At 72.1% G+C, this 2,730-nt stretch carries 1 protein-coding gene; it reads right to left on the reverse strand.

Features of this window, described 5'->3' with window-relative positions; genetic code table 11:
• Nucleotides 1–2,730: type I polyketide synthase (locus GA0115259_RS17375; RefSeq protein WP_141716604.1), on the reverse strand; the 2,730-nt coding region annotated here is incomplete at both ends.

Consider the following 2,730-nt stretch of genomic DNA (forward strand, 5'->3'; position numbering starts at 1 on the left):
GGCTTCGGCTCGCGCGTGCACGGTCAGCGAGCGGCGGCCCGTCCCGTCGGCCGCGGCCACTCGTACCTGTACCCGTACCGCGCCCTCCTCCGGCACGACGAGCCCGGCGGCGACGGTCAGTGTCCCGACCGTGTCGCAGCCGACCTCGTCACCGGCCCGTACGGCCAGTTCGGCGAAGGCCGCCAACGGAACCGTGGCGCCTCCGGCGACCTGACGGTCCATCAGCCAGGGATGGGTCCGGGCGGACAGCCGTCCGGTCAGCACCACCTCGTCGGAGCCGGCCACGGTCGTGGCCGCGCCCAGCAGCGGATGCTCCGCGGCCACCAGGCCCAGCCCGGAGGCATCGCCCGAGGCCACCGGCGCCGACGGCCAGTAGCGCTCGCGCTGGAACGCGTACGTCGGCAGCTCCACCCGGCGCGCGCCCGTCCCCGCGAAGATCCCGGACCAGTCGGCCGGAGCGCCGTGCGTATGCAGCTGGGCGAGCGCGGTGACCGCGGTCAGCTCCTCGGACCGGTCCTTGCGCAGCACGGGAACCACGACCGCGCTGTCCGGTACGGACTCGCGGGCCAGGGCGGAGAGCACTCCGTCCGGGCCCAGTTCAAGGAACGTACCCACGCCCTGCTCGGCCAAGGTCCGTACGCCGTCGGCGAAGCGGACGGTCTCACGGACATGCCGTACCCAGTACTCGGGCGAGCGCAGTTCGTCCGAGGTGGCGAGCGCGCCGGTCACATTCGACACCACCGGCACCGAAGGCTCGGCGAAGGTCAACTCCTGTGCGACCGCGCGGAATTCGTCCAGCATCGGATCCATGAGCGGCGAGTGGAAGGCATGGCTCACCGGGAGCCGTGCTGTTCTGCGTCCCTCGGCGGCCAGACGTTCCGCCGTCCGCAGGACTCGGTCCTCGTCGCCCGAGAGCACCACGGACCGTGGCCCGTTGACCGCGGCGATCGACACTCCCCCGGAGAGCAGCGCGGCGATCTCGTCCTCGCTCGCCTGTACCGCGACCATGGCTCCGCCCACAGGCAGCGCGTCCATCAGCCGGGCCCTGGCCGCCACCAGACGGCAGGCGTCAAAGAGCCCGAGCACTCCGGCCACATGGGCGGCGGCGATCTCACCGATCGAGTGGCCCGCCACGAAGTCCGGTACGACGCCCCAGGACTGGACCAGCCGGAAGAGCGCCACCTCGATCGCGAACAGGGCCGGCTGAGTGACGGCGGTACGGTTCAGCGCCTCGGCGTCGTCGCCCCAGATCACCTCGCGCAGCGGACGGGACCGGCCGGCGGACTCGGCGTCGAGATGGGCCAGTACGGCATCCAGCGCGTCCGCGAAGACCGGGAACCGCTCGTACAACTCACGTCCCATACCGAGCCGTTGGGAGCCCTGGCCGGAGAAGAGCACCGCCGTGGGCCGCTCGGCCGCCGTCGCGCGGGCGACCTCGGAGATGCCCTGGTCCGTCGCCATCAGTACCGCCCGGTGCTCGAACACCGAACGGCCCGTGGACAGGGAGAACCCGATGTCGGCCGAGGTGAGTTCGGCGTGGTCGGCCGCGAACTCCCGCAGCCGCTCCACTTGTTCGCGCAGTGCGGCCTCGCTCCTGGCCGAGACCGGCCATGGCACCGCGTTCGGGACCACGTCCGGGGCCGCGCCTGGAAGCGTGGGCAGAGCGTCCGTAACAGCCTCCGGGGCCTGTTCCAGCACCACATGCGCGTTGGTCCCGCTGATGCCGAAGGACGAGACACCGGCCCGCCGTACGCGATCGGTCCGAGGCCACTCCCTCCGCTCGGTCAGCAACTCCACCGCGCCGGAGGACCAGTTCACCCGGGTCGAGGGCTCCGTGACATGGAGCGTCCGCGGCAGCACACCGTTGCGGAGCGCCAGCACCATCTTCATCACACCCGCCACACCGGCCGCCGCCTGGGTATGGCCGAGGTTGGACTTCACCGACCCGAGCAGCAGCGGACGCTCCGGATCGCGGTCACGCCCGTACGTGGCCAGCAGCGCCTGCGCCTCGATCGGGTCGCCCAGCGTGGTGCCCGTTCCGTGCGCCTCCACGGCGTCCACATCGGCGGGTGTCAGCCCGCCGGCGGCGAGGGCCTGGCGGATCACCCGCTGCTGGGAGGGACCGTTCGGAGCGGTCAGTCCGTTCGACGCGCCGTCCTGGTTGATCGCGGAACCGCGCAGGACCGCCAGGACCTCATGTCCCTCGCGCCGCGCGTCCGAGAGCCGCTCGACCACGAGTACGCCGACGCCCTCCGACCAGCCGGTGCCGTCCGCCGCGTCGGAGAACGCCTTGCAGTGGCCGTCAGGGGCGAGACCGCCCTGCCGGGTGAATCCGGCGAAGCTCGTGGCGGTCGACATCACGGTGACTCCGCCGACCAGCGCCATGGAGCACTCACCGCTCCTGAGCGCCTGGGCCGCCCAGTGCAGGGCGACCAGCGAGGAGGAGCAGGCGGTGTCGACGGTGACCGCCGGGCCCTCGAAGCCGAAGGCGTAGGAGAGCCTGCCGGAGATGACACTGGCCGCCAGGCCCGTACCCGCGTGGCCCTCCACGTCCTCGTTCGCACGGAGGATGAGATGGGCGTAGTCCTGGCCGTTGGTGCCGATGAAGACACCGGTCCTGCTGCCGCGCAGCGCGGCCGGATCGGTGCCGGTCCGCTCGAACGCCTCCCAGCCCACCTCCAGGAGCAGCCGCTGCTGCGGATCCATGGCGAGCGCCTCGCGAGGCGAGAT

Origin of the sequence: Streptomyces sp. MnatMP-M17 (genome assembly GCF_900091995.1) — a bacterium.
Taxonomy (GTDB): domain Bacteria; phylum Actinomycetota; class Actinomycetes; order Streptomycetales; family Streptomycetaceae; genus Streptomyces.